This is a genomic window from Pseudomonas palmensis (genome assembly GCF_049942755.1).
GTDB lineage: Bacteria > Pseudomonadota > Gammaproteobacteria > Pseudomonadales > Pseudomonadaceae > Aquipseudomonas > Aquipseudomonas palmensis.
The window spans coordinates 5,113,723-5,133,507 of record NZ_CP187958.1; the positions used below are offsets into that span (position 1 = coordinate 5,113,723).

General features: G+C 64.6%; 17 protein-coding genes. 9 read left to right on the forward strand and 8 right to left on the reverse strand.

The annotated features are described in order from the left end of the window. Window positions 1–68 precede the first annotated feature (68 nt). The gene (locus tag ACPRTJ_RS23745) at window positions 69–1,223 is read left to right on the forward strand and encodes a hypothetical protein (protein ID WP_426427379.1); all 1,155 of its coding nucleotides are present in this window, start codon (window positions 69–71) and stop codon (window positions 1,221–1,223) included. A 133-nt stretch (window positions 1,224–1,356) separates the two neighbouring features. On the opposite strand, the gene ACPRTJ_RS23750 is transcribed toward ACPRTJ_RS23745, so the two are convergent. Beyond that, a complete protein-coding gene (locus ACPRTJ_RS23750; protein WP_043860165.1) occupies window positions 1,357–2,430 on the reverse strand; it encodes a 3-deoxy-7-phosphoheptulonate synthase in 1,074 nt (357 codons plus the stop codon). A gap of 592 nt (window positions 2,431–3,022) precedes the next feature. On the opposite strand from ACPRTJ_RS23750, the gene ACPRTJ_RS23755 reads away from it, so the two are divergent. Next, a complete protein-coding gene (locus tag ACPRTJ_RS23755) occupies window positions 3,023–3,826 on the forward strand; it encodes a hypothetical protein (RefSeq protein ID WP_052504202.1) in 804 nt (267 codons plus the stop codon). Here ACPRTJ_RS23755 and ACPRTJ_RS23760 read toward each other — a convergent pair whose 3' ends face one another. Next, complete coding sequence (locus ACPRTJ_RS23760) at window positions 3,827–4,492, reverse strand: response regulator transcription factor (RefSeq protein ID WP_043860164.1); 666 nt, start codon at window positions 4,490–4,492, stop codon at window positions 3,827–3,829. It abuts the gene before it with no gap. A gap of 45 nt (window positions 4,493–4,537) precedes the next feature. Further along, window positions 4,538–5,074, reverse strand: coding sequence for a PQQ-dependent catabolism-associated CXXCW motif protein (locus ACPRTJ_RS23765; RefSeq protein ID WP_258658293.1), 537 nt, complete (start codon window positions 5,072–5,074; stop codon window positions 4,538–4,540). Window positions 5,075–5,230: 156 nt separating this feature from the next. Between ACPRTJ_RS23765 and ACPRTJ_RS23770 the strand changes: the two genes are divergently transcribed. Beyond that, the gene (locus tag ACPRTJ_RS23770; protein WP_043860162.1) at window positions 5,231–5,875 is read left to right on the forward strand and encodes a response regulator; all 645 of its coding nucleotides are present in this window, start codon (window positions 5,231–5,233) and stop codon (window positions 5,873–5,875) included. Between the two features lie 17 nt (window positions 5,876–5,892). Here the strand turns inward: ACPRTJ_RS23770 and ACPRTJ_RS23775 are convergent, their stop codons facing one another. Beyond that, window positions 5,893–6,543, reverse strand: a complete 651-nt coding sequence (locus tag ACPRTJ_RS23775; protein ID WP_043860161.1) for a pentapeptide repeat-containing protein — start codon at window positions 6,541–6,543, stop codon at window positions 5,893–5,895. 102 nt (window positions 6,544–6,645) lie between these two features. After that, on the reverse strand, window positions 6,646–8,517 hold the full coding sequence (gene exaA, locus ACPRTJ_RS23780) for a quinoprotein ethanol dehydrogenase (protein ID WP_043860160.1): 1,872 nt from the start codon (window positions 8,515–8,517) through the stop codon (window positions 6,646–6,648). 273 nt (window positions 8,518–8,790) lie between these two features. Here exaA and pedF point away from each other — a divergent pair, with 273 nt between their 5' ends. The 3 genes from pedF to ACPRTJ_RS23795 are packed head-to-tail and all read left to right on the forward strand — an operon-like array spanning window position 8,791 to window position 10,922. Further along, the gene (pedF, locus tag ACPRTJ_RS23785) at window positions 8,791–9,228 is read left to right on the forward strand and encodes a cytochrome c-550 PedF (RefSeq protein ID WP_043860159.1); all 438 of its coding nucleotides are present in this window, start codon (window positions 8,791–8,793) and stop codon (window positions 9,226–9,228) included. Window positions 9,229–9,231: 3 nt separating this feature from the next. Next, window positions 9,232–9,987, forward strand: coding sequence for a quinoprotein dehydrogenase-associated SoxYZ-like carrier (locus ACPRTJ_RS23790; protein ID WP_054914531.1), 756 nt, complete (start codon window positions 9,232–9,234; stop codon window positions 9,985–9,987). Window positions 9,988–9,995: 8 nt separating this feature from the next. Further along, complete coding sequence (locus ACPRTJ_RS23795) at window positions 9,996–10,922, forward strand: quinoprotein relay system zinc metallohydrolase 1 (protein ID WP_426427380.1); 927 nt, start codon at window positions 9,996–9,998, stop codon at window positions 10,920–10,922. 67 nt (window positions 10,923–10,989) lie between these two features. Here the strand turns inward: ACPRTJ_RS23795 and ACPRTJ_RS23800 are convergent, their stop codons facing one another. Next, the gene (locus tag ACPRTJ_RS23800; protein WP_043860156.1) at window positions 10,990–12,141 is read right to left on the reverse strand and encodes an acyl-CoA dehydrogenase family protein; all 1,152 of its coding nucleotides are present in this window, start codon (window positions 12,139–12,141) and stop codon (window positions 10,990–10,992) included. Window positions 12,142–12,157: 16 nt separating this feature from the next. Continuing rightward, window positions 12,158–13,228 carry an enoyl-CoA hydratase/isomerase family protein gene (locus tag ACPRTJ_RS23805; protein ID WP_313325979.1) on the reverse strand — a complete coding sequence of 357 codons (1,071 nt, stop codon included), beginning with the start codon at window positions 13,226–13,228 and terminating at the stop codon, window positions 12,158–12,160. Window positions 13,229–13,565: 337 nt separating this feature from the next. Here ACPRTJ_RS23805 and ACPRTJ_RS23810 point away from each other — a divergent pair, with 337 nt between their 5' ends. From ACPRTJ_RS23810 to nahK, 3 genes are all read left to right on the forward strand, one after another. Then, window positions 13,566–14,747 (forward strand): porin, encoded by a 1,182-nt coding sequence (locus tag ACPRTJ_RS23810; RefSeq protein ID WP_043860154.1) that lies wholly within the window; start codon window positions 13,566–13,568, stop codon window positions 14,745–14,747. Window positions 14,748–14,966: 219 nt separating this feature from the next. Next, window positions 14,967–16,130, forward strand: a complete 1,164-nt coding sequence (nosP, locus tag ACPRTJ_RS23815) for a nitric oxide-sensing protein NosP (protein WP_058540175.1) — start codon at window positions 14,967–14,969, stop codon at window positions 16,128–16,130. Beyond that, window positions 16,060–18,708 carry a hybrid sensor histidine kinase/response regulator NahK/ErcS' gene (gene nahK / locus ACPRTJ_RS23820; RefSeq protein WP_078481000.1) on the forward strand — a complete coding sequence of 883 codons (2,649 nt, stop codon included), beginning with the start codon at window positions 16,060–16,062 and terminating at the stop codon, window positions 18,706–18,708. The genes nosP and nahK overlap by 71 nt, the downstream gene beginning before the upstream one ends. Here nahK and ACPRTJ_RS23825 read toward each other — a convergent pair. Then, window positions 18,686–19,693: an aldo/keto reductase gene (locus ACPRTJ_RS23825; protein WP_116054017.1), complete on the reverse strand. Its 1,008-nt coding sequence runs from the start codon at window positions 19,691–19,693 to the stop codon at window positions 18,686–18,688. The two genes, nahK and ACPRTJ_RS23825, sit on opposite strands and share 23 nt — an antisense overlap. Between the last annotated feature and the right edge of the window lie 92 nt (window positions 19,694–19,785).

Sequence of the window (19,785 nt, forward strand, 5' to 3'; positions counted from 1 at the left end):
ATGCGCGCTACGCCAGTACCGCGTCCCAGTGCGTGGGGCGCGCACCTGCCTTTGCCTGCAGCGGCATCGTGCTGCGCACGCTGATGCCCAACCAGGCCGAGAAGTTCTGGGTGCCTGACGCCGCCGAAGGCACCGACATGCGCTTCATCTTTGTGCGCAAAGACCATGTGCCGACGACATTGGGCTCGGGCGCGGGGTTTTTGCTGTTTGATCGCTTTACGGCGCTGGCCCACGGCAAGCCGTACCAGGCCACCCGGCCAGCGGCCAACCTGGGCGAGGTGGTGGTGAACGGCTGGAATGCGCAGGCGCCGGGGCAACTCGCGATCCAGGGCGTGTTCTATGACCCCGGGCAAGCCGGCAGTCTGTTGCGCGCCCAGAGCAGCCAACGCGATTACTTCCAGGCCACCGGTACATGGCTGCCGCTACTGCGCTTGCAGCTTGGCGAACCGCAGGGGCAGGTCTTCGGCTTCAGTCAGCAAGACCAACTGGACAATGGCTACCGGGTGGCGGCACGGCTCAACACACGCTACCTCGACACCGGCAATGGCGACGACACCTGCCGGGGCAATCGGGGCGCCTTCTACTGCCGTGGTGTACTGCTGCGCACGACCGATGTCGGCAACTTCCGTGCGTGGAACCCGAGCTCCAATTCGGTACGCGGCAATGGCGTGTCCTTCAGTTATTTTCGCGCCGACAGCAAGGTGCTGCGTACCTACAAGGCGCAGGGGCTGGTGATACGTGAAGAAGCGGCACCGGCGACCAGACCCTTGTCTCTACGGTGCGTGTACCCCTTCGATGGTAGCACTGGCGGGCGGGCCGATATGTGCGACTTCCGGCTTTCTTGCGCCTCAGCGGGGATCGATTCGGCAGCGGCATGGTTGGCGCGCTTCCGTGGCAGCCCATACTCAGGTTGTTGGTTCTCCCCGGCGGCGCAACAATTTCGGGTGGCCAACGAGATCCGCCAACAGCTCAACGATGGCCTTGGCTGGAATGAAATGGTTGTAGCGGCCTGGCCCGCCGGTGCGCCGCTTGGATTGCCGCTTGAGGCGCTGCTCTACAGCAGGGCCAGTTACTTTGCGGGCGATGGCCTGGCAGGTGGCAAGCGGTTCCAGACCGATTACTTCGCCGATACGGGCCGTACCTTGCCGTTGCTTCAGTTGCACCCGATGCCCACAGATGGACGCCTGTTCATCTACGACCCGAACGATCAGGCCCTTCGGTAATCGACGCGACAGCGGCCAACCCACTGCCCCTGGGCAAGCTGGAACGGCAGGACCAGAACGTCTGACCTGCCTGCCCCTTAACATTCTGCCTATGTGAGGGGCGCCGAGGCGCCCTCGTCGGGGCGGCAGGTGTCTACCCGCGTTGGCTAGTGGCCGCTTCGCTCAACAAGGCTTCTGTGGCCCCCCAGCCCAGGCAGCCATCGGTGATCGATACACCGTAGCGCAGGGGGGCCTTGCCCAGTGCCTGGCAACCCTCGAACAAATGGCTTTCGAGCATCATGCCGATGATCGAGCGGTCACCCTGCAAGCGTTGCTGCAGCACCTGATTGAACACTTGAGGTTGGCGCAGTGGGTCCTTGCCGCTGTTGGCATGGCTGCAGTCCACCATCAGGCGTGGGCGGATGCCGGCCTTGTGCAGGCCCTGGCGTGCCTGCTCCAGGCTGGCGGCATCGTAGTTGGGGCCCTGGTGGCCGCCGCGCAGCACCAGGTGGGTATCAGGATTGCCAAGGGTCTCGACGATCGCCGGATGCCCCTGGGCATCCAGCCCGAAGTGGCGGTGGGCATGCGCGGCACTGCGGATGGCGTCGCAGGCGATACCCACGCCGCCGTCGGTGCCATTCTTGAATCCGACCGGCAGCCCCAGGCCGCTGACCATCTCGCGGTGAATCTGCGATTCGGTGGTGCGTGCACCGATGGCCGCCCAGCTCAGCAGGTCATCGAAGTAGCCTGCTGCCATCGGCTGCAGCAGTTCGGTGGCCACCGGCAGGCCCCGTTCGAGCATGCCCAGCATCAGCTGGCGAGACAGCGCAAGGCCACCCTGCATGTCATCGCTGCCATCCAGGTGCGGGTCGTATGCCAGGCCTTTCCAGCCCACCGTGGTGCGAGGCTTTTCGACATAGGCACGCATCACCAGCAACAACTGGTCATCAACCTGGCGGGAGAGGGCAGCCAGGCGTTCGGCGTATTCGAGGGCAGCGTGGGGGTCGTGTAGCGAGCAGGGGCCGACAATCACCAGCAGGCGATCATCCTCGCCGTCGAGAATCGCCTTCACCGCCTGGCGGTGGCGCTCGACCTGGCCGCCAAGGGCGCTGGACAAGGGCAGTTGCTGCTTGAGCTGAAACGGGCTGGGCAGGCGCAGGTTGAGGCTACTGTTGGCTGCGACAGCCTGGGGTTGGGACAGGTTCAGGGCTTGGGTGGACGCTTGCATGGTCGGGTTTCCTTGGGCGGAAGGCGGGTTCGGTCCCGCGCCTTCGGCCCTAGCGAGATGTTCGATTTCGTGTCGGTGTTTGCGTGCCACCTGTACTGGACCGGTCGGAGGCGGCTGGCTGGCCCGAACGGCAGTGGCTAAATCGCCAGGCAAGGCTTTGGTAACGGTAATAGGTGCTGTGGTTCATGCTGCAATCCTCATCGATGTCGGTGGTGTACGGCGCCCAAAACAAAACCCCCGGTGGGCAGGGCCGACCGGGGGTTGAGTATTCTCGTGTTCGGCGGCCCTGGGAGTGGGCGCCGGTGTGGGTATCAGCGGCGCCTGTGGCTAAACCAATACCCAAAATAAAAGCCGCTGGCAGACAGTGCCGCGCACGCATGCACAGCCGCCAGGTGCGATACGCGACCTGTGTGCAGTGCTTGAGTGAGGGAAATAGACGACATGCTGTGCTCCAGTTGATTGCCCGAGCTTACTTCAGGCGCGCAACTGGATGCAACCGGCAAATGGCGTTAGGCTTGCGCCCGATTGCTGGCACCGGAGCGTTGTCAGCGCACGCCGCACAGACGTGCATACCACCACATGGAGTCTCCCGATGCATGTGAACGACTACACATCGGCCATTACCACCCGCACCACCGGTGCAAGCCCCCTCCCTACCAGCCTTGGCATCAACCATGGCAACAGCAGCAGCGCCAGGGCCCTGAATGCCTACGCCGGGCAGGATACCAGCAGTGTCTCCAACCTGGCCCGTCAACTGGCCGCAAGTGCCACCCGTGCCAGCGAGCGCGATACCGGCCTGAGCCATTCGGCACTCGGTGCGTTGGCCAGGTCGCTGCTCGACAAGATTACCGGCGCTGCGTATTCGGCCAACAAGGCCGCCCACGACAAGGAAGTACCGGCCACCGATGACCCCGAGCTGCTGGCCCGGGCCGAACAGGCCACTGCGTTCGTGAACGCGACGCTGACCGTGGGCAGCAAGACCGTTGAAAACCCGTTCGCCGGCCTGTCGCGCGAGCAGCTGGCGCTGATCACCTACGATGACAGCGGCACCTTCACGGTCAACGAACGGCGCGCCGCGTTCGAGGAGTCCACCCGCCAGGAGCAGGCGTGGCGTCGCGAGGTCAGCGACAAGGCGCAACAGGAATACAACACCACCGGTCGCATGACGGACTTCTTCAAGCAAGTGCAGGCTCACTACAACAGCCTGCCGGCAATCGAGAAGGCCCAGTATCCGGCCGACTATGCGGCGCAGGTGCAACAGCACATCGATGCCGACATCAACTACAAGGCGCAGAACGCCAAGGACATGATCGTTCCCATGACCCTGGCCGAAACCCTGTTGACGATGGGGCCGGTGGGCAGCGGCAAGACCCTCGCGCTGCCCGGCGCCGGCTGATCAGCGCCGCAGATAGGCGGTAAAGTCGATATCGCCGGCACTGAGAATCGCCTGCACCCGATTATGCACGTTGAGCTTGCGCAGAATCGCCGAGACATGGGCCTTGACCGTGGTCTCGGCGATATCCAGGTTGTAGGCGATCTGCTTGTTCGACTCCCCCTTGGTCATGCGCTCGAGCACCAGCAACTGCTTGCGGGTGAGCGCCTGCAGCAGCTCCGGGGCAAAGCCTGCATGCTCGCTCTGGTTGCGCCGGCCGGTGCTTTTTTGCGTGCGGATGATGTCGGGCGGCAGGTACACGTTGCCGTTGAGGATCTGCTCGATGGCATCGGTCATCTGCGAGCGCGGCGACGACTTGGTGATGAACCCCACCGCGCCATAGGTGATTGCCTGCAGCACCACCTGCTTGTCCTGCTCGGCCGAGACGATCACCACCGGGATCGTCGGCGCCTCGTTGCGCAGGTTGATCAGCCCGCCAAGGCCATGCATGCCGGGCATGTTCAGGTCCAGCAGGATCAGGTCCAGGTCGTCATGCTGGCCGGTCAGGCTCAGGGCGCTGTCCAGGTCGGCGGTTTCCATGACCTCGCTGCCAGGGAAGCCGTCAGTGATGACGTTGTGGATCGCTTCGCGAAACAGCGGGTGGTCGTCGGCGATCAGAATCTTGTACATGGCTTTGCACCTTATTGTTGTGGTTGACCGCTAGGCAGACAGTAGTCAGGGGAACGCTTCGGGTGTCGCGGGGTGTACCGGCAGCCCGGCATTCTCCCAGGCATCCAGGCCATCACGGTACCAGTACAGCCGCGTGTAGCCCAGTGCATCGGCGCGCTTGACCGCATTCCAGCTCAGCCAGCAATCGGAGCGACAGTAGAAGACGATGGCGCGCTGCTTGTCGCCATGGCTCAGGCGTTGCAGGTGGCGGCTGAAATAGCGGGCCCAGGCGTCGTCCAGCTGGCCATCGCCGGTGTTGGCCAGCCAGTGGCTGTGGGGGAGGTTGGCATGCGGCTCGCTGTCGATGAACCGTCCATGCAGCCAGGGGCGCTTGTACACGTCGATCAGCAACGGCGGGGGCTGCTGTTGCAGCAGAGCCTGCAGCTGCGCGGTATCGAGGGTCTGCGCCGGCGGCGCCTTATCGGGGGTAGGGCTGCGGTACAGGGTGGCGCGGTAGCCGTCGGCAGTGAACAGCGCCGTGTCGGCGCTGGCGGGCACCGCCAGGGTCAGGCAGGCAGAAGCGAACAAGGCACGCAGCAGCATGGTCGGCAGTCTCGTTTTTGTTATGCCTGGTATTACAGGCCAGTACTGGCGCTTTGTGAATGCGACCATCGACAGCGCGGGCAGTACCAAAGTAGTAGCGGCCGTGCTCGCCAGCGGCTCTAGCATGGGGTATAGCCACTACAGGAGTACTGCGCGATGGGCATCTTGCTGGTCGACGACCACCCGATGATCCGCCTGGGCCTGGCCCACTTTCTGGGCGAAGGGCTCAATGGCCTGCCAGTTCGCGAGGCCGGCAGCGGCGAAGAGGCCCTGCAGCAGGTGCAGGAGGAACTGCCCGGCCTGGTGATCATGGACTTCGACCTGCCCGGCATCAGCGGCCTGGAAACCACCCGGCGCCTGCGTCAGCGCCTGCCGCAACTGCGCGTGCTGTTTTTCAGCGAACACACCGAGCTGGGCCTGGTTCGCCAGGCACTGGACGCGGGGGCCTGCGGGTTTCTGTCCAAGGCGGCAGCGCCGGCGGTGGTGCTTGAAGCCGTGCGCCGGGTACTGGCGGGGCATGCCTACATCGAGCAACCGCTGGCCACCCAGCTGGCCTGTCAGCCGCACCCGGGGCAGGGTGGCGGCAATGCTCGCCTGCAGGGGCTGACCCAGCGCGAGATCGAAATCTTCCTGATGCTGGCCAAGGGCACGCCGACCCGGTTGATAGCCCAGCAGTTGTGCATCAGCGCCAAGACCGTCTCCAACTACCTGACCTTGCTCAAGAGCAAGCTGCAGGTCAGCTCCCATGCCGAACTGGTGCACCTGGCAATCGAAGCCGGCCTGCTGCGTATAGCGGCGTAGGCTGTGTACGCAGGCACCTAGTCCCAGGTGCTCGGGCAACCCTGGCAGCCTTCCATGTTGCTGTCCTGGAAGTTGGCGTAGTGCTGGCGAGTGCCGCGCAGGTCGGCTTTCTCCAGGTTGCTTTCACCGAACTTGGCTTCCTGCAGGTTGGCATCGGCCAGGTTCGCCCCCACAAGGTCGGCCCTGCTCAGCCAGGTCATTTCCAGGTCGGCGGCTTGCAGGTTGGTATTGTGCAGCTTGGCGCCGGACAGGCGGGCAAACTCCAGGTAGGCGGCGCTGAGGTTGGCACCATTGAAGTTGGCGCCCTGGGCGTACATGCCCCAGGCCTGGACCGCGATCAGCGTGGCATCGGTGAAGTTGGCCACGCGCAGGTTGGTTTGCTGCAGGCTGGCACGGGTGAGGTTGGCGCCTTGCAGGTTGGCTTTCTCCAGGTTGGCCAGGTCGAGCTTGGCGTGACGCAAGTTGGCGCCACGCAGGTCGGCACCGGCCAGGTTCATCTTGCGCATGTCCTGGTTGTTCAGGTCGGCGTTCTGCAGGTTGGCGCCGGGGCACTGGCTTTCAGGCTGGATGATGCAGCCGTTGATCTTCAGCGGCTGTGGTTCCAGTTCGTCGTCGGCAGCAAAAGCCGGGGACAGGGCGACGGCGAGCACTAGGGGCAGATACTTCATGGGAATCTCCTTGGCAGTTTGAAAGCAGACGCGGGTCAAGCCCGCTCCCACAGGTTTGGTGATCCCTTGTGGTGGCGAACTTGACCCGCGAAAACGCTCAGATCAACGCTTGGCGGTCTTGGTATCCCAGGCCGGAATCTTGAACACCCAGAACGATCCACCCTGTGCCACCGGCTTGGTCAGCTCGGCCATGTCGCCACCCCACAGCGGTACTGCACCGCCGTAGCCGACGGTCACGCCGATGTACTGCTCGCCATCCTGTTCCCAGGTGATCGGTGGCGAAACGATGCCGCTGCCGGTCTGGAATTTCCACAGCTCTTCGCCGGTCTTGGCGTTGAAGGCCTTGAAGTAGCCGTCGCCGGTACCGGTGAACACCAGGTTGCCCTTGGTGGCCAGCACGCCGGCCCACAGCGGCAGGCGCTCGTTGTGCTCCCACACCACCTTGCCGGTGGTCGGGTCCATCGCACGCAGCGAACCTACGTGGTCCTCGTACATGCGCTTGATGCGGAAGCCCATGCCCAGGTAGGCCGACCCTTTCTTGTAGTTGACTTCTTCGGTCCAGTATTCCTCTTTCCAGTGGTTGGCCGGTACGTAGAACAGGCCGGTGTCCTGGCTGTAGGCCATCGGGTTCCAGTTCTTGCCGCCCAGGAACGGTGGCGAGACTTCCACCGGCTTGCCCTTGGTTTCGCCTGGCAATGGCTTGGCAGGGCGCTGGCCTTCGTTTTCGACCGGGCGACCGGTCTTGAGATCGATGTGGCTGGCCCAGGTGATGTTGTCCACGAACGGGAAGGCGTTTTTCAGCTTGCCGTTGGTGCGGTCCACCACATAGAAGAAGCCGTTGCGGTCAGCGTGCGCGGTGGCCTTGTACTGCTTGCCGTCCTTGTCCTTGTAGTCGAACAGCACCAGTTCGTTGTTGCCCGAGAAGTCCCAGGCATCGTTCGGGGTGTGCTGGTAGAACCACTTGACCTCACCGGTGGTCGGGTCGACGCCGACCTGGCCCGAGGTGTACAGGCTGTCGAAGTCGTGCGGGTTGCCGTCCTTGGAGGTACGTGCCCAGGTGTTCCACGGGCCAGGGTTGCCGGCGCCGACGATGATGGTGTTGGTTTCGGGGTCGAAGCTTGCGCTTTGCCATGGGGCGCCGCCACCGTGGCTCCAGGATTCGACCTTGCCGGTCTCGGTGGTCGGATCGTCCGGCCAGGACGGCGCCTTGACGTCGCCGGTAGGGGTGCTGTCCTTGCCGTTCAGGCGGCCCATGTGGCCTTCGACGAACGGACGCATCCACACTTCTTCACCGGTTTCCGGGTCGCGGGCATACAGCTGGCCGACCACGCCGAATTCGTCACCGGAGCTGCCGTGAATCAGCAGCACCTTGCCGCTCTTCTGATCCTTGATCAGGGTCGGGGCGCCGGTCATGGTGTAGCCGGCGCTGTGATCGCCGAATTTCTTGTTCCATACCACCTTGCCGGTGTCTTTGTTCAGCGCGATCACGCGGGCATCGAGGGTGCCGAAGTAGATCTTGTCGCCGAAGATGGCAGCGCCACGGTTGACCACGTCACAGCACGGACGAATGTTGTCCGGCAGGCGATGGTTGTAGGTCCACAGACGCTTGCCGGTCTTGGCATCCAGGGCGAACACCCGCGAATAGGAGCCGGTGACGTAGATCACGCCGTCGTTGATGATCGCCTGGGATTCCTGGCCGCGTTGCTTTTCGTCACCGAAGGAGTACGACCAGGCCGGGGTCAGCTTGAACACGTTCTTGTCGTTGACCATGGCCAGCGGGCTCCAGCGCTGGGCATTGGTGCCCATGCCGTACTGCAGCACGTTCTGGGTGTTGAGGTGGTCGTTGGCGATGTCTTCCCAGGTCACCGGCTTGGCGTTGGCCGCCGGTGCCAGGGCCAGGCTCGAGACCAGCAGGACGGCCTGCACAGCCATGGACAGTGGGGAAAGCGCGGCGGGTAACGATCTTATTGTCATAGTGGGTGTTCCCAATGGAGGTTTTGTGCCTGCCTAGACTGGATCGTCGCCGCCTGCGCAGATACGGAAAAACTCCCGCCCTGAGCGGGAAAATGTCCCAGTCGGCGCATGATTTGGCACTGCCCCACAAGCCCTACTACCAAGGGAGTAGCACGCGACCACCAAAGCAGCATGGGGGCGCTGGAGTGCGCTTTCTAAGATGCCCGGCAGCACCCCGGTATCGCGAGGTGCCTGCGTGCAAACCGTACAGACAAAGCAGTCGAGGGCAGAACAATGACAACAGTGAAAAACGCCTGGATGAGCGCCGTGCTGATGGCCGGCCTGATGAGTACCGGGGCGGTGTTCGCCCATGGCAACGTGACCCCGTCGGCGGTCAACACCGGCACCCTGGAAAAACTCGGTGACGAGTGGCGTGAAACCAACCCCTACCGCAACGGCCCCAACCATGACGAGGCAGTGTCCATCGGCGCCTCGGCCTACAACCAGAACTGCGCGGCCTGCCACGGCCTGGAAGCCAAGTCCGGTGGCATCGCCCCCGACCTGCGCCTGCTGGACGAGGGCGAGGCGGGCGATGAATGGTTCGTGGAGCGGGTACGCAACGGCGCGGTGCGTGACGGGCGCGTGTACATGCCCAAGATGGCCGACTACCTGAGCCAGGAAGCGTTGTGGGCGGTGCGTACCTACCTTGACAGCGTGCACATCGAGGAATAGGCCATGCGCCGGGTACCGTTGCTGTTGGCCGCGTTGCTGCTGGCCGGCCCGGCCTGTGCAATACAGCCGGGTGCCGATCCGGTGCCATCGGTGATGTGGGAGTTCTATCGCAAACAGTGGCTCCAGGATGAGCCCTACGTCTTTGATGAGCGCGTGCGGGTGATTGCCCCGCCATTCGCCGAGGACGCCCGACAGGTGCCGTTGCAGGTCGATGCCCGGGCGTTGCCGGGCAAGGTGCAGCGCATACTCGTGTGGGCCGAACTCAACCCGATACCGCGGGTCGTCGATTTCCATCCCGGCCCGCAGGTTCTGCCGTGGCTGGCTGTGCGCATACGCATCGAGCAGGCCACCCCGCTGCGTGCGGCCGTGTTGACCGATGACGGTACCTGGCACATCGGTTCGGGCCTGATCGATGCCGCCGGCGGTGGCTGCACGGCGCCCAGCGTGGTACGCAGCCAGCCCGGCTGGGAAGAGCGTCTGGGCCAGGTACTGGGTGCACGCTACCCGCGCGAAGCCTTCAGCCGCGTGCGCCTGGACGTGTCGCACCCGATGGATAACGGCCTGACTGGCGGCATCCCCGAATTCTTCATCGAACACGCCGAGCTGTTCGATGCCAAGGGCCAGTCGCTGGCCACCCTCGAACTGTTTCCTGCCGTGAGCGAGAACCCCAGCCTGGGCTTCGACCTGCTCAACCAGGGGGCTACCCGCCTGGTGCTGCGTGACAACAACGGCAACCAGTTCGACGCTGCCATCGAGTGAGGACCGTGATGCGAGTACTGTTGCTGTTGCTGGCGTGTGTCAGCCTGCCGAGCCTGGCCGACGTGGACTATCGCCTGGCGCCGCGCCAGATCGCGGCCGGCACCTATGTGCTGGAGGGCAGCACCGAGCACTTCTCCCGTACCAATGGCGGCAACATCGTCAACACCGGTTTCATCGTCACCGAGGCTGGCGTGGTGGTGATCGACAGCGGTCCGTCGCTGCGCTATGGGCAGGCCTTGCGCAAAGCCATCGAAAGCGTCACCGACCAGCCGGTGGTGCAGGTGCTGCTGACCCATCACCACCCCGATCATGCGCTGGGCAGCCAGGCCTTTGCCGGTGTGTCTGTCGGTGCACTGCCTGGCACCACGCAGTTGCTGGAGGAGCAGGGTGATGGCCTGGCCGAGAACATGTACCGCATGGTGGGTGACTGGATGCGTGGCACCCAGGTACGCCTGCCCGACCAGCCGGTGGCGGCGGGTGAGCGTGCGTTCGGTTCGCACCGGCTGCGGCTGCTGGCCTTGACCGGTCACAGCGGTGCCGACCTGGCGGTGTTCGACGAGAAGACCGGAGTGTTGTTTGCCGGCGATCTGTTGTTCTACCAGCGTGCGCTGACCACGCCCAACACCCCTGGCCTGGCGGTGTGGCTACAGGATCTGCAGCGGCTCGAGGCGCTGCCGTGGAAGGTGCTGGTGCCGGGGCACGGCCCGCTGGCCACGGACCGTGCGCCGTTTGCGCAGATGGTTGATTACCTGGGGTGGCTGGACAAGGTGATGCGTGAGAGTGCGGCGCAGGGGCTGGACATGACCGAGGTGATTGCCACGCCGATACCCCAGCGGTTTGCGGGCATAGCGTTGAGTCAGTACGAGCTCATTCGCAGCGTGAGCCATCTGTACCCGCAGTATGAGCGGCAGGTGCTCAAACGGGTGGATCGCTAGAAGGTCTGGGGCCGGGCCAACAAGGCTGACAGGCCATGGTGGCCCGGCATCACATCAAACCGCGCCTTTACAACGGATAGTGCTTCAACTCCCGCGCAATCAGCATGCGCTGAATCTCGCTCGAGCCCTCATAGATCTGCGTGATCCGCGCATCGCGGTAGTATCGCTCCACGGGGTAGTCTTCCAGGTAACCATACCCACCATGCACCTGGATGGCCTTGGAACACACCCGTTCGGCCATCTCCGAAGCAAACAGCTTGGCCTGCGAAGCCTCGCTCAAACACGGCTTGCCCGCACTGCGCAAACGCGCCGCATGCAGTATCAACAACCGCGCCGCATTGAGTTGCACCTGCATGTCGGCCAGCAGGTTGGCCACACTCTGGTGCTCGTTGATCGGCTTGCCGAACTGGATGCGGTCACGCGAATACACCAGCGCCGCCTCGAACGCCGCACGCGCAATGCCCAGCGCCTGAGCCGCAATCCCGATACGCCCACCCTCAAGGTTGGACAGCGCGATCGCCAGGCCCTTGCCACGCTCGCCCAGCAGGTTGGCTGCCGGCACACGGCAGTTGTTCAAGGTCACCGCACAGGTGTCGGAGGCGCGAATGCCCATCTTGTGTTCGCTGCGATCGACCACGAAACCTTCGTTGTCGGTCGGCACCAGAAACGCCGACAACCCTTTCTTGCCCAGCTCCGGGTCGGTCACCGCAAACACGATCGCCAGGCCCGCGCGCCGCGCATTGCTGACGAACTGCTTGGACCCGTTGATCACCCACTCGTCACCCACGCGCTCGGCACGGGTGCGCAGGTTGTGCGCCTCGGAGCCGGCCTGGGGTTCGGTAAGGCAGAAGCAGCCGATCACCTGGCCGGTGGCCAGACGCTCCAGCCAGGTCTGCTGCTGCAGGTCGCTGCCATAGGCGAGCAGGGGGCCGCAGCCAACCGAGTTGTGGATGCTCATCAACGCCCCGGTGGCGCCATCGCCGGCGGCAATCTCTTCCACCGCCAGTGCATAGGCCACGTAGTCGGTGTAGCTGCCGCCCCATTGCTCGGGCACCACCATGCCCAGCAAGCCCAGCTCACCCATCCTGGCCACCACGCCATCGTCGATCCAGCCGGCCTTTTCCCAGGCCTGGGCATGCGGGGCGATCTCGTTACGGGCGAAGTCGCGCGCCATGTCGCGGATCATGATCTGTTCTTCAGTCAGTTCCAGGTCTTGCATGTGCGTACTCCGGCCCTCACAGGCCTTCGAAGAATTGATCCACCCGCGAGCGTGAAAGCTCGGCGACGGTGGCGGGGTTCCAGCGAGGCTGCTTGTCCTTGTCGATGATCAGCGCGCGTACGCCTTCGATCAGGTCGCCGTGCTCGAACCATTGCCGGTCCAGGTGCAGCTCCATCGCAAAGCAGTCCTCCAGGCTCAGGTGGCGCCCGCGGCGCAGCATCTCCAGGGTCACGGCCATCGCCAGGGGCGAGCGCGTGGCCAGCAGGTCGGCGGTCTTGAGTGCCCATTCGTGGCTGTCGCCGACGGTCACGGCACGCAGTTGCTCGATGATGCTGGCCACATCGGGCAACGCGAAGAAGTGGTCGATGGCCGGGCGCAGCGCAGCCAGGGGAGGGTTGTCCAGGGTCTGGGTGCCCAGCCTGGCCAGCACGCCCTGCAGGTCCTTGAGCGGGTGCTCGCTCCACTTGAGCGTGTTCAGGCGTTCATCCAGGGTGCTCAGCCTGGCGCTGTCGATGTGCCAGTCGGCCAGCCCGCAGTACAGCGCGTCGGCCGCCTGGATCTGCACGCCGCTCACCCCCAGGTAGGTGCCCAGTTCACCGGGGATGCGCGACAGGAAATAGCTGCCGCCCACGTCCGGAAAGTAGCCGATGCCGGTTTCGGGCATGGCCAGGCGGCTGCGCTCGGTGACCACACGCAGCTCCGCGCCCTGGGCCAGGCCCATGCCGCCGCCCAGGGTAAAGCCGTCCATCAGGGCAACGATGGGCTTGCGGTAGTGATGAATGCACAGGTCCAGCGCGTACTCCTCCACGAAGAAGTCGCGGTGCAGGCTGTCGCCTGCCTTGAAGCTGTCATGCAGCGAACGGATGTCGCCGCCGGCGCAGAAACCCTTGGGGCCTTCGCCACGCAGTACCACTGCGTGAACCTGCGGGTCGACGGCCCAGGCGTCGAGCTGCTGCTGCAGCTGACGCACCATCGGCAAGGTCAGGGCGTTGAGGCCGGCGGGGCGGTTGAGGGTCAGATGGCCTACATGGTTGCGTACGGTAGCCAGTACGTTGGTATCGACCGGGGAATGCGCTTGCGCGGTCATCGCTGTCTCCCTGCTTTGTTATTGATTTTCCACATGATTTGTCGCGCCGTGGAGATGAATTCAAGGATCGTCGGATCGTAACAGTGCAATTTTGCCCATTACAATCGACAAAACTGCAGTGCCTGTCTGCATTTTTGCATGGTGGTCTCGGCCATCCGGAGCGGGTGCTGGCACTTTAGCCTTGTGACACTGGCGGACACAGGATTAGTTCCCCGGTGCCTGGCACCTCGCGCCTCGCCAAAGCAGCAGCGCCTTGCCCCCAAGGCAGCGTAGGGCGCGCGGCGCCGCTTTTCGATAATCGCCTCCGACAACCGTCCACCCGTTTGCGGAGAGCGTCATGCACAACAATAAGAATGCCCATACACGTTTCCTGCCCTTGGTGGCGAGCCTTGCCGCGCTGGGCCTGACCCCGCTGGCCCAGGCCGAGATCATGCTGTACGACAAGGACGACACGACCTTTTCCACCGACGGCTACATCAACGCCTTCTACGTCAACAGCAAGGTCGACCGTGACGGCGAGCAGTTCGACCGTCGCCAGTCCCGGGTCAAGATGGGCTTTCTGCCCAACTACCTGGGTTTCAACATGACCCGTCAGATCGACGACCTCAAGCTGGGCGGGCGCGCTTCGTTCTGGGTCACCATCAACGACAGTGAAACCAACGGCACCGACACGGCCATCGACGTGCGTCAGTTCTACGGCACCGTGACCAATTCAGAGTGGGGCGAAGTACTGATCGGCAAGGACTTCGGCCTGTTCGCCCGTTCCAACATCCTGCTCGACGAGTTGCTGGCCGGCTATGGCCAGGTCAGTGACACCCTCGGCCTGGTGGACGGTGGCGGCGTATCGTTCGGCAACATCGGCACCGGCTACCCGTACCCGTTCCCCACTGCGCAGATCACCTATCGCACCCCGGTGATGGATGGCCTGCGCATCGCCGTGGGCATCATGGACCCGGTCGATACCAACGATGACAGCGCGGTGGGCAAGGCCTACCAGAAGAATCCGCGCACCGAGAGCGAGATCACCTACCAGTTCGACCTGGGGGGCGCCAAGATCTACAGCTGGATCAACGGTGGCTACCAGACCTCGGACAACACCGACCACAACGTCGACTCGGTGACCTCCAAGGGCCTGGGCTATGGCGTACAGGCCAAGATGGGCGCCTTCTCGCTGACCGGTTCCGGCTTCACCGCCAAGGGCATCAACCCGTTCTTCACCAACAACGCCGGGGAAGCCACCTTGCGCGAGGTCGACAGCAAGGGCTACCTGATGCAGGGCTCGTACAAGTTCGGCAAGAACCGCCTGGCGTTGTCGTACGGCAAGACCAAGGACGACGGCAACGGCGCGGTCAACACCGGCGCCGACTACGAGACCCGCGGCATCGCGCTGTTCCGCGACATCAATGCCAACCTCACCCTGGTAGCCGAATACAACCAGTTCGAAATCCGCGGGCATGAGGGCAGCAGCCAGAACGAAGACACCGATACGCTGGCCCTGGGTGCCGTGCTGACCTGGTAAACCGCGTCGCCCCCTTCGCTGGCAAGCCGGCGCCCACAGCGATGCCACTGTTCTTCACGTCAGTGGCAAACCTGTGGGCGCCGGCGTTCCAGCGAAAGGGCACCGCCCTTGCAAACCTACAACCAATGCCACCCCCACCCACTACCCAAGTAGCATTCGACCCCCTCCAGCCCCTTCGTACACTGGGCCCATCCGTTAAAGCCCCCGCCGGAGGCCGTCATGCACCAACCCCCCGCCGAGGGCATTGTCAGTGCCGTCTCGCGCGCCAGTGTCGCCGAAGAGGCCGCACAGGACCTGGCCCGTCAGCTGCTGCACCCGCACCTGGGCTTCGTGCTGTTCTTCTGCTCCGCCGAATACGACTTGCCAGCCCTGGCCCACTCGCTGCAACAGAGCCTGGGCGGCATCCGCCTGGCAGGCTGCACCAGCGCCGGCGAAATCACCCCCGAAGGCTACGGCCGCGGCTGCATCACCGCGCTGGGCTTCGATTACCGGATGTTCTCGATTGCCGCCGAACTCATCGCCCCCATGCAGTACTTCAGCCTGATCGACGCGCAGCAGATGGTCGAGCGCCTGGTCGGCGACTGTCGCAGCAACACCCTGGCCCCGATCAAGGGCCACAGCTTCGCCCTGACCCTGCTCGACGGGCTGTCCAGCCGTGAGGAAACTGTGCTTGCCGCCCTCAGTGCCGCCCTGGGCGACATCCCGCATTTCGGCGGCTCGGCCGGCGACGACAACTACCTGCACCACACCCATGTGTACTTCGACGGCGCCTTCCACAGCAGCGCTGCCGTGGTGCTGCTGGTCAATACCTGCCTGGATTTCGAGGTGTTCACCACCCACCACATCCAGCCGCGCCAGGAAAAGCTCGTGGTCACCCGCGCCGACAGTACCCTGCGCCGGGTCTACGAGCTCAATGCCGAACCCGCCGCGCAGGAATACGCCGCGCTGATCGGCGTGCCCCCCGAACAGCTCGACCACCGCACCTTCGCCGCCCACCCGCTGGCGGTGCGCATCAACGAGCGCTACTACGTGCGGGCCATCCAGCAGGTGCACGACGACGGCAGCCTGAGTTTCTACTGCGCGGTGGAGAACGGCATCGTGCTCACCGCCATGCGCCCCGGGCCCCTGCTGCCCAACCTGAGCGCGTTGTTCGACGGCTTGCGCGAACGCCTCGGGCCGTTGCTGCTGACCATCGGCTGCGACTGCTTCCTGCGCCGCCTGGAGCTGGAAGGCAGCGCCGAGTTCGAAGCCGTCGGCGCCTTTTTGCAGCAGCAGCCTGTGGTGGGGTTCAACTCCTATGGAGAACAGTTCAATGGCATGCACATCAACCAGACGTTCACCGGCGTCGCCATTGGCCAGCCCCGTGCACGCCGTGGACATTGACCAGGCCGCGCTGATCGCCCGCTTGCAGCATGAAAACCGCAAGCTCAGCCGTATCAACGCCGCCCTGATCGAACGCCAGGAATCGGGTGCCGCGCGCCCGGACGACTCGTATGCGGCGTTCCAGCACTCGGTGGTGCTGGCCGAGCAGGTGCGCGAGCGCACCGATGCGCTGAACCAGGCCATGGCCGAACTCAAGGCCAGCAACCACCTGCTCAGCGATGCGCGGCTGCGCGCCGAAACCGCGCACCAGTACCTGGTGGACGCCATCGAAAGCATTTCCGACGCCTTCGTGCTGTTCGACCCGCAGCAGCGCATCGTGCTGTTCAACCAGCGCTTCAAGGCGTTCTGGGCCAACAGCCGCATCCGCATCATCGGCGGCATGCGTCTGGCCGAGATCAAGCGGCTGATGCAGAGCACCGGGCTGTTCTGCGAAGAACAACGCGGCCCCAGCGCCGAGCACATGGTGTACCGCCTGCAGGGCGGGCGCTGGCTGCAGGTCAGCGAGCGCCCGACCCAGGGCGGCGGCTGCGTGATGCTGTTCACCGACATCACCCAGATCAAGCTCAGCGAAACCCAGCGCCGCGAACAGGCCGTGGCGCAGAAGTCGCATCTGCTGCAGCGTGCGGTCGACAACCTGTCCCAGGGCGTGGCCATGGTCAATGCCGACGGCGTGCTGGAGTTGTGGAACCGGCGCTTCCTGGAACTCAGCGGGCTGGCCCCGATTGCCGCCCATCGCGACTTTGCCGAGGTGATCGCCGACAGCGAGCTGGCCTTGCTCACCCCGGCCAGCACCGATGCCAACGGGCGCAGCATCCATGAACTGGAGCAGCGCCTGTTCGACGGGCGCATGCTCGAAATCCGTACCCATCCGCTGCCGGCCGGCGGTTTCGTCAACACCTTCACCGACATCACCGAGCGCTATCAGCATGCCGAGGCGCTGAGCGAGAGCGAGCGCTGGATCCGCCTGATCACCGACCACGTGCCGGCGCTGATCGCCTACCTCAACGCCGACCTGGTCTACGAGTTCACCAACAAGGTGTACGAGCAGTGGTACTGCTGGCCGCGCGGGGTAATGCTCGGCCAGAGCCTGCGCGAGGTGCACAGCGCCGAGCATTACCAGCGCCTGGAGAGTTACGTGGAGCGGGCACTGTCGGGCGAGAGCGTGACGTTCGAGTTCGCCGAAACCAACGCCCACGGCCAGGAGCGCTACATGCTGCGTTCCTATGTGCCCAACCAGCTGGCCAGCGGCGAGGTGGTGGGGATCTTCGTGCTGATCCGCGACATCACCGAACGCCGGCGTACCGCCGAAGCCCTGCACCAGGCCTACCAGAACCTGGAGTTGCGGGTGCGCGAGCGCACCGCCGAACTCACCCAGCTCAACCAGCAACTGCTGCGCGAAATCGAAGAGCGGCGCCGCGCCGAAGCGCGCCTGCGCGAGGCCAAGCAGGAGGCCGACCAGGCCAACCTGTCCAAGACCAAGTTCCTTGCCGCGGTCAGCCACGACCTGCTGCAACCGCTCAACGCCGCGCGCCTGTTCACCAGCGCGCTGCAGGAGCAGAACTGTGCAAGCCCGGCGCTGGTGCGCAACGTCAGCAATTCGCTGGATGACGTCGAAAGCCTGCTGGGCACCCTGGTCGACATCTCCAAGCTCGATGCCGGGGTGATCAAGGCCGATGTCGCGACCTTCGCGGTCAGCGACCTGCTCGACAACCTGGCCGCCGAGTACGCCCATGCCGCCGCCAGCGAAGGCTTGCGCATGAGCTACGTGCGCAGCAGCCTGCGGGTGCGCAGCGACATCCAGCTGCTGGCACGCATCCTGCGCAACCTGCTCAGCAATGCCATCCGCTACACCCCGCAGGGGCGCCTGATGCTCGGGTGCCGTCGGCGTGGGCAGCGGGTGTTCATCGAGGTATGGGACACCGGCATCGGCATCGCCCCCGACAAGTGCGCCGAGGTGTTCCAGGAGTTCAAGCGCGGCGACCTGCAGCGTCCCGACCAGGATCGCGGCCTGGGCCTGGGCCTGGCCATCGTCGACAAGATCGCCGGCATTCTCGGCCACCGCGTGCACCTGCGCTCCACGCCGGGCAAAGGCTCGGTGTTCTCCATCGAGGTGCCGCGCAGCAAGCGTGCGCCCCGGCGCGAGCCGCAACCGTCACAGGTCGAGCCGCTGACCGAACGCCTGGACGGCGCACGTATCTGGGTGGTGGACAACGATGCGGCGATCTGCGCGGGCATGCGCAGCTTGCTGGAGCAGTGGGGCTGCTCGGTGGTCACCGCCCTGAGCGAACAGGACCTGGCCCGCCAGGTGGCACTGGACAGCGAGTGGGCCGACCTGCTGATCGTCGACTATCACCTGGACAACGACCGCAACGGCCTGGAGGCGGTCGGGTCGATCAATACGCAGCGGCATACGCCGTTGCCGGCCCTGATGATCACTGCCAACTACAGCGTGGAGCTCAAGCAGCAGGTGCGCGACCTGGGCCACAGCCTGCTGCACAAACCGGTGCGGCCGATGAAGCTCAAGGCCGCCATCAGCCACCTGATCGGTTGCGAACTCAGCGTGGCTGGCGCCCGCTGACGAAGTGCGCCGCGTCGTTGTAGCCGTGGGTGGAGGCATGCCCGGGGGTAACCAGCGAATCGATGAAAGCTTCGTCTTCGGCGGTGATCTTCACCTGCAGCGCACCGCCATAGGTGTCCCACTGCGCTTCGGTGCGCGGGCCGACGATGGCGGAGCTGACGTGCTGGTTGTTGAGCACCCAGGCAATGGCGAACTCGACCATGCCCACGCCCTTGGCCTGGGTATAGGCGTGGATCTTCTGCGCGATGGCCAGTGACTCGCTGCGCCATTCGGTCTCGAGGATGCGCTTGTCCTGGCGCCCGGCGCGGCTGTTGGCGTCCGGGGTGGCGTCGGGGGCGTACTTGCCGCTGAGCACCCCACGCGCCAGCGGGCTGTAGGGCACCACGCCCAGGCCGTGAAAGGCTGCAGCGGTGAACTGCTCGGTTTCGGCCTGGCGGTTGACGATGTTGTACAGCGGCTGGCTGATCACGGGCTTGGGGATACCCAGGCGTTCGGCCAGGTTGCACACCTCGGCGATGCGCCAGCCGCGAAAGTTCGACACGCCCCAGTGACGGACCTTGCCCTGGCGCAGCAGGTCGCCGATGGCTGCCACGCTGACCTCCAGCGGGGTGGCGTGGTCTTCGCGGTGCAGGTAGTAGATGTCCAGGTAATCGGTGCCCAGGCGCGTGAGGCTGGTGTCGATGGCATTGAAGATATGCTTGCGGCTCAGGCCGCTGCGGTTGGGCAGGCCGTCGACCGGGCCGAAGCCGACCTTGGAGGCCAGCACCCAGTCGTGACGGTGGCGGGCGATGGCTTCGCCGACGATTTCTTCGGAGCGGCCGGCGTTGTACACGTCGGCGGTATCGATGAAATTGATGCCCTGGTCCCAGGCCTTGTCGATGATACGCAGCGAGTCTTCGGTGCTGGTCTGCTCGCCGAACATCATGCTGCCCAGGGTGAGGGCGGAAACCTGCAGGCCACTGCGGCCCAGGGGACGGTAGATCATGCTCGAGCATCCTTTTGCGGGAGGGGGTCGAGCTGTTTTACAGGGTTGAAAGCTTCGTCGGCAAGGCCGGCTCCCGCACAATCGTGTGAACG

Bases quoted from the DNA above. Each gene is read 5' to 3' on its own strand.
- ACPRTJ_RS23760 (WP_043860164.1), bottom strand. From the start codon at position 4,492: ATGTACAAGATTCTGATCGCCGACGACCACCCGCTGTTTCGCGAAGCG.
- ACPRTJ_RS23750 (WP_043860165.1), bottom strand. From the start codon at position 2,430: ATGCAAGCGTCCACCCAAGCCCTGAACCTGTCCCAACCCCAGGCTGTC.
- ACPRTJ_RS23770 (WP_043860162.1), top strand. From the start codon at position 5,231: ATGGGCATCTTGCTGGTCGACGACCACCCGATGATCCGCCTGGGCCTG.
- pedF (WP_043860159.1), top strand. From the start codon at position 8,791: ATGACAACAGTGAAAAACGCCTGGATGAGCGCCGTGCTGATGGCCGGC.
- nosP (WP_058540175.1), top strand. From the start codon at position 14,967: ATGCACCAACCCCCCGCCGAGGGCATTGTCAGTGCCGTCTCGCGCGCC.
- ACPRTJ_RS23765 (WP_258658293.1), bottom strand. From the start codon at position 5,074: ATGCTGCTGCGTGCCTTGTTCGCTTCTGCCTGCCTGACCCTGGCGGTG.
- nahK (WP_078481000.1), top strand. From the start codon at position 16,060: ATGGCATGCACATCAACCAGACGTTCACCGGCGTCGCCATTGGCCAGC.
- ACPRTJ_RS23795 (WP_426427380.1), top strand. From the start codon at position 9,996: ATGCGAGTACTGTTGCTGTTGCTGGCGTGTGTCAGCCTGCCGAGCCTG.
- exaA (WP_043860160.1), bottom strand. From the start codon at position 8,517: ATGACAATAAGATCGTTACCCGCCGCGCTTTCCCCACTGTCCATGGCT.
- ACPRTJ_RS23825 (WP_116054017.1), bottom strand. From the start codon at position 19,693: ATGATCTACCGTCCCCTGGGCCGCAGTGGCCTGCAGGTTTCCGCCCTC.
- ACPRTJ_RS23805 (WP_313325979.1), bottom strand. From the start codon at position 13,228: ATGACCGCGCAAGCGCATTCCCCGGTCGATACCAACGTACTGGCTACC.
- ACPRTJ_RS23775 (WP_043860161.1), bottom strand. From the start codon at position 6,543: ATGAAGTATCTGCCCCTAGTGCTCGCCGTCGCCCTGTCCCCGGCTTTT.
- ACPRTJ_RS23800 (WP_043860156.1), bottom strand. From the start codon at position 12,141: ATGCAAGACCTGGAACTGACTGAAGAACAGATCATGATCCGCGACATG.
- ACPRTJ_RS23755 (WP_052504202.1), top strand. From the start codon at position 3,023: ATGCATGTGAACGACTACACATCGGCCATTACCACCCGCACCACCGGT.
- ACPRTJ_RS23810 (WP_043860154.1), top strand. From the start codon at position 13,566: ATGCACAACAATAAGAATGCCCATACACGTTTCCTGCCCTTGGTGGCG.
- ACPRTJ_RS23790 (WP_054914531.1), top strand. From the start codon at position 9,232: ATGCGCCGGGTACCGTTGCTGTTGGCCGCGTTGCTGCTGGCCGGCCCG.